General features: G+C 64.0%; 9 protein-coding genes. 7 read left to right on the top strand and 2 right to left on the bottom strand.

Annotated elements, in window-relative coordinates; all coding sequences use genetic code 11:
* A partial coding sequence (locus tag AC1D0Z_RS13060; RefSeq protein ID WP_477658656.1) for a Ku protein occupies positions 1–263 on the bottom strand: 263 nt, incomplete at its 3' end.
* Positions 264–483: 220 nt separating this feature from the next.
* On the opposite strand from AC1D0Z_RS13060, the gene AC1D0Z_RS13055 reads away from it, so the two are divergent.
* From AC1D0Z_RS13055 to AC1D0Z_RS13030, 6 genes are all read left to right on the top strand, one after another.
* On the top strand, positions 484–945 hold the full coding sequence (locus AC1D0Z_RS13055; protein WP_477658655.1) for a CHRD domain-containing protein: 462 nt from the start codon (positions 484–486) through the stop codon (positions 943–945).
* Between the two features lie 102 nt (positions 946–1047).
* The gene (locus AC1D0Z_RS13050; RefSeq protein WP_477658654.1) at positions 1048–1506 is read left to right on the top strand and encodes a MarR family winged helix-turn-helix transcriptional regulator; all 459 of its coding nucleotides are present in this window, start codon (positions 1048–1050) and stop codon (positions 1504–1506) included.
* 75 nt (positions 1507–1581) lie between these two features.
* Positions 1582–2886 carry a homogentisate 1,2-dioxygenase gene (hmgA, locus tag AC1D0Z_RS13045; protein WP_477658653.1) on the top strand — a complete coding sequence of 435 codons (1305 nt, stop codon included), beginning with the start codon at positions 1582–1584 and terminating at the stop codon, positions 2884–2886.
* 5 nt (positions 2887–2891) lie between these two features.
* Positions 2892–4172 carry a fumarylacetoacetase gene (gene fahA, locus AC1D0Z_RS13040; protein ID WP_477658652.1) on the top strand — a complete coding sequence of 427 codons (1281 nt, stop codon included), beginning with the start codon at positions 2892–2894 and terminating at the stop codon, positions 4170–4172.
* 142 nt (positions 4173–4314) lie between these two features.
* On the top strand, positions 4315–5487 hold the full coding sequence (locus tag AC1D0Z_RS13035; protein ID WP_477658651.1) for a cytochrome P450: 1173 nt from the start codon (positions 4315–4317) through the stop codon (positions 5485–5487).
* Between the two features lie 21 nt (positions 5488–5508).
* Positions 5509–5853, top strand: coding sequence for an antibiotic biosynthesis monooxygenase family protein (locus AC1D0Z_RS13030; RefSeq protein ID WP_477658650.1), 345 nt, complete (start codon positions 5509–5511; stop codon positions 5851–5853).
* Here AC1D0Z_RS13030 and AC1D0Z_RS13025 read toward each other — a convergent pair.
* Positions 5850–6266, bottom strand: coding sequence for a DUF2784 domain-containing protein (locus AC1D0Z_RS13025; RefSeq protein ID WP_477658649.1), 417 nt, complete (start codon positions 6264–6266; stop codon positions 5850–5852). The genes AC1D0Z_RS13030 and AC1D0Z_RS13025 overlap by 4 nt on opposite strands.
* A gap of 175 nt (positions 6267–6441) precedes the next feature.
* Between AC1D0Z_RS13025 and AC1D0Z_RS13020 the strand changes: the two genes are divergently transcribed.
* Positions 6442–8378: YgiQ family radical SAM protein (locus AC1D0Z_RS13020; protein WP_477658648.1), on the top strand; the 1937-nt coding region annotated here is incomplete at its 3' end.

Raw genomic sequence — 8378 nt, 5'->3', positions numbered from 1 at the left:
GTCTTGGGGTAGGCCGACTTGATCTCTTCCTCGGACAGCACTACATATTGGCCGTCCTCATACTCGACGCCCTTGACGATGTWTTCACGGGTGATTTCTTTGCCGGTGCGCTTGTTGACGCGCTTGTAACCCACCGGGTCCATGCTGCGCTTGTCCAGCCAGTCAAAGTCGACACCGCTTTCCGAGGTGGCCGAATGCAGCGCCACAGGGATGTGGACAAGGCCGAAAGTGATGGCGCCTTTCCATAAAACGCGCGATGCCATGGTGAGAGTCTTTCTACTGTGATGCGGGCGGGCCTGAGAAAAAAGGATGCGGGATGCAGGCCTCTATCGGGCAGTCTCCGGCCCACGGACACACAGGTGTGTCGGTGTGTGTTGGGGTACGCGCGTCGTCCGGAACCGACTGTTCGCATGGGGTTTGTCCTACGGGTTTGAGCAGCGTGCAGCACGCACAATCGGCTGCAACTTTTCAAGGAGCTGACACATGCTTTCACGCCGCACCGCCACCCGGGTTTCCCTTGCTGCAATGGCGGTAGCCGCTGCAGCCATCGCGGGTTGCGGCGTGATGAACAAGCAATCCAGTCTGGTCGCCTTCACCACGCAGCTCCGCGGCGCCAATGAGGTGCCCGCCAATGCCAGCACCGGTAGCGGCTCGGTCGATGCCGTTTTCGATCCCGCTACCAACCTGCTGCGCTGGAAAGTCAATTACACCCGCCTGACCGGCCCGGCGACTGCGGGACACTTCCACGGCCCGGCCGCTATCGGCGCCAACGCCGGTGTTGCGTTGGGCTGGGCCAGCCCCATCCGCAGCCCTATGGACGGCAGCGCCACACTGACGGCCGCCCAGGCCGCCGACCTGATGGCGGGCCGCTGGTATGCCAACATCCACACGGCCGCCTATCCCGCAGGGGAAGTGCGCGGCCAGATGACGATGGTGCGTAACTAGGGCCTTCCGAAGAGCCCCCGGGCCGGCCTTGATAAATGGTTGCGGGCGCAACCGGATCGGTTTATAGTTGCGGGCGCAACCATAAATTGAAGCGGTCGCTACATGATCAAGCTCGACAGAACCCTGACCTACCGCCTGCACCTTCTGCACAAGCTGACGGACATTGAAAGCCAGCGTGCTTATGTGGCTGACGCGCGCCTGTCGATGAGTGATGCCCGTTGCCTCACGGCCGTGGGTACTTTCGCGCCGCTGTCTGTGAATGACCTGGCGCAAAAAGCCAACCTCAATAAAGGGCAGGCCAGCCGTGCGGCCCAGTCGCTGGTCGACCAGGGCCTGGTCGTCAAAGCCGCAAGCCCGACGGACGGGCGCGGCGTGGTGCTGACCCTTACCCCAAAGGGCCGGAAGGCCTGGCAGCGCACCATGCAGGTGGTGGGTCAGCGCAACCAGGATATTTTTGGTGTGCTGAGTGCAGCCGAGCGCGACCAGCTCAGTGATCTTTTCGACCGGCTGATCGAAAAGGCCAGGGGCCGCGGCGATGAGCCTGCCGATGCCGAAGCGTGAGCGCTCCAAACCTTTGAATTGAATCCGTGAATCTGAATCCGTGAATTGAACACGCGAGACCCGAAAGAAGCATCCATGACCTCCAACACCTTGCGTTACCAGTCCGGCTTTGGCAATGAATTTGCCAGCGAGGCCGTTGCGGGCGCGCTGCCGCAGGGGCGCAATAGCCCGCAGCGCGCGCCGCACGACCTGTACACCGAGCTCATTTCCGGCACCGCTTTCACCGCGCCGCGCGCCGAGAACCGCCGTACCTGGATGTACCGCCGCCAACCCTCCGTGGTGGCGGGCGGCTACAGGCCCTACGGCCAGGCGCAGTGGACAACAGGCGCGGCAGGCGGCGTTGCCGTGCCGCCGGATCCCCTGCGCTGGAATCCGTTCGCCATTCCCGCCGGGCCGCTGGATTTCGTCGATGGCATCCGCACCGTGGCGGCCAATGGCGACGTTGAAGCGCAGACGGGCATGGCCGCGCTGGTGTATCTGGMCAACCGCTCCATGTCGCAGCGCGCGCTGGTCAATGCGGACGGCGAGATGCTGCTGGTGCCGCAGCAGGGCCGGCTGGTAGTGACGACCGAGCTGGGCATCCTGGATGTCACCCCCGGGGAAATCGCCGTGGTGCCGCGCGGCATGGCCTTCAGCGTGGCCTTGCCCGACGGCGCATCGCGCGGCTACGTCTGCGAAAATTACGGCGCGCACTTTCGCTTGCCGGAGCTCGGCCCCATCGGCTCGAACGGGCTGGCCAATGCGCGTGACTTCCTGGCGCCCACGGCCGCGTTCGACAGCGCGCCTGCGCCCGAGGGTGGTTTTGAAGTCGTCAAGAAATTCGGCGGACGTTTGTGGTCAGCCAGGCAAGCTGCCAGCCCTTTCAACGTGGTTGCGTGGCACGGCAACCTGGTGCCTTGCAAGTACGACACAGCCCACTTCATGACGATTGGCTCCATCAGCTACGACCACCCAGACCCATCCATCTTCACCGTGCTGACTTCGCCGTCGGACACGCCGGGTACGGCCAACTGCGACTTCGTGATCTTCCCGCCGCGCTGGCTGGTGGCCGAGAACACGTTCCGCCCGCCCTGGTACCACCGCAACCTCATGAGCGAATTCATGGGCCTGGTATATGGCCAGTACGACGCCAAGCCGGAAGGCTTCAAGCCCGGCGGGGCATCGCTGCACAACTGTATGGTGCCGCACGGTCCCGATACCGACGCGTTTGAGAAAGCCAGCACCGCGCCACTGGCGCCCCACAAGCTGGACAACACCCTGGCCTTCATGTTTGAAAGCCGCTACCGCTTTATCCCTACAGCTTTTGCGATGGAGGGCGGCGCGCTGGATGCCGGCTACAGCAATTGCTGGGCCGGACTCCAGGACCAATTCAAGGGCTGATGCGCATGAATAAATTACTCAACGCCACGCATGACCCGCAACTGCGCAGCTGGGTCGCCTCCGCCAATGATGCCGGCAGCGACTTCCCGATCCAGAACCTGCCTTTTGGCACCTACAGCCAGGGCCCCGACGGGGTGCGGAAGATTGGCGTGGCGATTGGCGACCAGGTGCTGGATTTACGGGCGGCCGGCCTGGTCGATACCGCTGACATGAACGAGATGATGGCGCAAAGCCCGCAGGTGCTGAGTGCGCTGCGCGCGGCACTGTCGCAAGGGTTGACTGAGGGCAGCGTGCAGCAGGCCGCGTGGAAACATTTCCTGTCCCCCCAGGATTCGGTGACCCTGCACATGCCGTGCCGTATTGGCGACTACACCGACTTCTACACCGGCATACACCACGCCACCACCGTGGGCAAGCTGTTTCGCCCCGACGCGCCGCTGCTGCCGAACTACAAGTGGGTGCCGATTGGCTACCATGGCCGCGCGTCGTCCGTCGGCGTGAGCGGCCAGGTCTTTCCCCGCCCGCTGGGCCAGACCAAAGGGCCCGACGACGCGGCACCAGCCTTGCGGCCCACCCAGCGGCTTGACTACGAACTGGAGCTCGGCTTGCTGGTGGGGCAGGGCAATGCGCTGGGTGAGCCGATCACCATGGAACAGGCTGAAGCGCACGCCTTTGGCATGGTGCTGCTGAACGACTGGTCGGCGCGCGATGTGCAGGCCTGGGAATACCAGCCGCTGGGCCCCTTCCTGTCCAAAAACTTTGCCAGCACCATTTCGCCATGGGTGGTCACGATGGAGGCGCTGGCGCCGTTTCGCGTGCCTTTCGTGCGGCCCGACGCTGACCCGCAGCCCTTGCCGTACCTGGACTCTGAGGGCAACCGCCGCCAGGGCGGCCTGGACGTGGTGCTGGAAGTGTGGATGGAGACCCAGGCCATGCGCGAGGCAGGCCAGGGCCCCGCGCGCCTGTCGCAGTCGAACTTTCGCGACGCCTACTGGACGGTGGCGCAACTGCTCACGCACCACAGCGTCAACGGCTGCAACCTGCAGCCCGGCGACCTGCTGGGTTCGGGCACGCTGTCAGGCCCCCGGCCCGAGCAGGCGGGATCGTTGCTGGAACTGAGCATGGGCGGGAAAAACGCGCTGACCCTGGCCAATGGCGAAACCCGGACCTTCCTGCAGGATGGGGACGCCATCATCCTGCGTGCAAGCTGCGCGCGCGAGGGCTTCCGGCGCATTGGGTTTGGCGAGTGCCGGGGGCAGGTGCTGCCGGCCAGACGGCTGCAGTGAAGCCTGGAGCCCGGTGTTGTGCTATTAAGTTGATAGCTGCTTGCGCACAATGGATAAGGCCTGCAGGCCGTTTTCATGGGTAAAACAGGGTGTTTAATACTTCGACCGGTAACGAAGCATCCCGCCTTTCACCTGGGCAAAAATGACGCCCATGCATCCCGAACACATCCTTGCGGCGCCCAGCCACCCCAATCCCTATCCTTACTATGCTGCGCTGGTGGCCGGCCCGCCGCTGGTGTTTGATGCACCACGCAAGCTCTGGATCGCTGCCAGCGCGGCCGCAGCCCATGCCGTGCTGGGCAACCCGGCTTGCGGTGTGCGGCCGGCGGCCGAGCCCGTGCCGCAGGCCATCGCCGGGTCGGCGGCGGGTGAGGTGTTCGGCCGCCTGGTCCGCATGAACGACGGCACCCGGCACGACGCGCCCAAATTGGCCTTGCAGCGATTCCTGGCCGCATTGGACCTGGACCGCGTTGGCGAGCGTACCCGGTTGATTGCGGCGAAGGCCATGGGCGACGAGGCCTTGTGCGGAGCGGCATTGTCGCGATGGGTTTTTGATGTGCCGGTGATGGCGGTCGCTGATGCCCTGGGTTTTGCGGAAGCCGAACTGCGGCGCGTTGCGGGCTGGACGCGTGATTTTGTGGCGTGCCTCTCGCCGCTCAGCACGCCGGAGCAACTGGCTGCGGCAGGTGATGCTGCAGCGGCTTTGCTGGCAAGGTTTTCCGACATCGTGAAGCAGAGCGGCACAAACCCGGACAGCGCCGTTGCCCGCGTCCAGCAGGAAGCGCAGAAGGCGCAGTGGCATGACGCCGCTGCGCTGCTCGCCAACCTGGTCGGCCTGCTGTCGCAAACCTGCGAGGCCACGGCCGGGCTGGTCGGGAATAGCCTGGTCGCACTGAGCACACAACCGGGCCTGGCCGAAACGGTGGGCCAGGATCGGCAGCGTTTGCTTCAGATGGTGAACGAAGTCAGCCGGCATGACCCGTCCATTCACAACACGCGCCGTTTTGTGGCGGAGGCGACAGAGGTGGCCGGCGTTTCGCTGCAGCCTGGCGATGTGGTCCTCGTGGCACTGGCGGCGGCCGGCCGCGACCCTTTGTGCAACCCTCAGCCTGAGCATTTCCTTCTGGATCGCGCGGACCGCCATGTGCCGGGCTTCGGCCGCGGCGCCCACCAGTGCCCAGGACAAGCACTGGCCTGCAATGTGGCTGCCGCAGCCGTCAGGGCCCTGCTGGAGTCGGGCATGCGGTTACCTGTACCGGCAAGCTGGCGCTACCGGCCTTCCACGAATGTCCGCATCCCGGTTTTTTTTGATTGACGCCCGCCTGAAAGGCTTCCCATGATCGCCATCATCTTTGAAGTGCAGCCCGCCGAGGGCAACATGCAAACCTATCTTGATATCGCCGCGGCGCTCAAGCCGCAGCTGGAGCAAATCGACGGTTTCATCTCCGTCGAACGGTTTCAAAGCCTGAGTAATCCCGGCAAGCTGCTGTCGCTGTCGTTCTTCAGGGACGAAACCGCCGTGCTGGAATGGCGCCGCCTCGAATCCCACCGCAAGGCGCAAAGCCGCGGGCGCGGCGGCGTTTTTGAGAATTACCGCCTGCGCGTGGCCCACGTGCTGCGTGACTACGGGCTGAATGAGCGTGACGAGGCGCCGGCGGACAGCCGCGAGCAGCACGGCTAGGCGCTGCGGGCCCGGGTGCGCTTCCAGCGGGGCGGCCACCACCACCAGCTCAGCAATACCAGCAGGCCAAACCCGGTGTAGGCCACCATGAACACCCAGGCTGGCGCGTTGAAAAAGATCAGCCGCGACAGCCAGTGCTCGATGAAGGAGCCGCCATAACTGGCTTGCCCGGCCTGCTGCCTCAGGGCCTGTTCCCAAATGGTGAGTGGGCAGACCTCTCCCAGCCAGCTTTGCGCCACCACAAAGCCGATCAGCGCCAGATGCGTGAGCCTGACCCACGGCGCGCGAACCCAGGCCCAGCCGCGCCAGCCGCCTGCCATGAACAGCAGTTGGCCGAGCAGGGCAAAGGCGACGATCGCCACATGCAGCACCAGAATGGAGTCGGCAAGCAGGGCAGCAGTGAAAGAGCTCATGGGCATGATGGAGTGAGGATGCAGGGAATTCATGGCCATTCGTGGTCATGAGGCCACTTTAAACATGTCAATCGTGCATGGGCAGGCCTTTGTAGGGCTTAAATGCCGAATAAAGAGGCAAAACTCAGGGTAAACCTTACAATGGAGGGTTACCCAAGAGGGTTACCTCAAGTCCATGAACGCCCCTGTCGACGTCTCCTTCTTTACGCGCGCCGCCAAGCCGCTGACCAGTTACCGCAAGTACTGGGCGGCCCGCTTTGGCACGGCCAAATTTCTGCCCACCAGCCGGGCCGAAATGGATGCGCTTGGCTGGGACAGCTGCGACATCATCATCGTCACGGGCGACGCCTATGTAGACCATCCGAGCTTCGGCATGGCTGTCATCGGCCGCATGCTGGAGGCGCAGGGCTTTCGCGTCGGCATCATCGCGCAGCCCGAATGGCAAAGCGCCGACCCCTTCCGCGTACTGGGCAAGCCCAACCTGTTTTTCGGCGTGACCGCCGGCAACATGGACTCGATGATCAACCGCTACACGGCGGACCACAAGATCCGCAGTGACGACGCCTACACCCCCGGCGATATTGGCGGCAAGCGCCCCGACCGCGCGGCGCTGGTGTATTCGCAGCGCTGCCGCGAAGCCTACAAAGACGTGCCCATCATCCTGGGCGGCATTGAAGGCTCGCTGCGCCGCATCGCGCATTACGACTACTGGTCTGACAAGGTACGCCGCAGCGTGGTGGTCGATGCGAAATGCGATTTGCTGCTCTACGGCAATGCCGAAAGGGCGATTGTTGAAATTGCTCACCGCCTGGCCGCCAAGGAGCCTGTGGCCAGCATCACCGACGTGCGCGGCACCGCCTTTATCCGCCGCACGGGCGATGAAACCGCCAACGGCTGGTTCGAGATCGACTCCACCAGTGTTGACGCACCCGGCCGCGTTGAAGCGCACGTCAACCCGTATTTGATGATTTCCGACCAGGCGCGCGAGCAGGGCGCCACCTGCGCGCGTGAAGACGAAGCTGCTGAAGTTGCGGTGGAGGCTRAAGCAAAGGGCTCGCCTGTGCTTGCCAAAGCCGTGAAGCCCGCCAACCCAGTTGGAGCCAACCCCGCCATCAAACCGTTGACCTTTGTGGCCAACCCGAATCTGCCGTCCACTGTGCACACCGCGCAGGGCAAGATCAAGGTTCCGCCGCGCGACCGTTCCGTAATCCGCCTGCCGTCGTACGAGCAGGTCAAAAGCGACGCAGTGCTCTACGCCCACGCCAACCGCGTGCTGCACCTGGAGACCAACCCCGGCAACGCCAGAGCCCTCGTGCAGGCCCACGGCGAGGGCGCCACGGCGCGCGACGTGTGGATCACGCCGCCGCCCATCCCGCTAACCACGGCCGAGATGGACTACGTCTTCGATTTGCCCTACGCGCGCTCACCGCACCCGCGCTACGCTGACGAAAACGGCAGCCATGACGGCGCGACCAAGATCCCTGCCTGGGAAATGATCCGCTTTAGCGTGAACATCATGCGCGGCTGCTTCGGCGGCTGCACCTTCTGCTCCATCACCGAGCATGAAGGCCGCATCATCCAGAGCCGCTCTGAAGACTCGGTGATCCGCGAGATCGAAGCGATCCGCGACACCGTCAAGGGCTTTACCGGCGCGATTTCCGACCTGGGCGGGCCGACTGCCAACATGTACCGCATCGGCTGCAAGTCGCCCGAGATCGAGGCCGCCTGCCGCAAGCCGAGCTGCGTGTACCCGGGCATCTGCTCGAACCTCAACACCGACCACAATCCGCTGATCAAGATGTACCGCCGCGCGCGGGCCTTGAAGGGCGTGAAGAAAATCCTCATCAGCTCCGGCCTGCGCTACGACCTGGCCGTGCAAAGCCCTGAGTACGTGAAAGAGCTCGTCACGCATCACGTCGGCGGCTACCTCAAGATCGCGCCAGAGCACACCGAGCAGGGTCCGCTCACCAAGATGATGAAGCCGGGCATCGGCAGCTATGACAAGTTCAAGCAGATGTTCGAGAAGTACAGCCTCGAAGCCGGCAAGAAGCAGTTCCTGATTCCGTACTTCATCGCGGCCCACCCCGGCACCAGCGACGAAGACATGATGAA

It is taken from the genome of Polaromonas sp. P1_E3, assembly GCF_056405935.1.
This window is presented reverse-complemented; position numbering and strand designations above follow the sequence as displayed.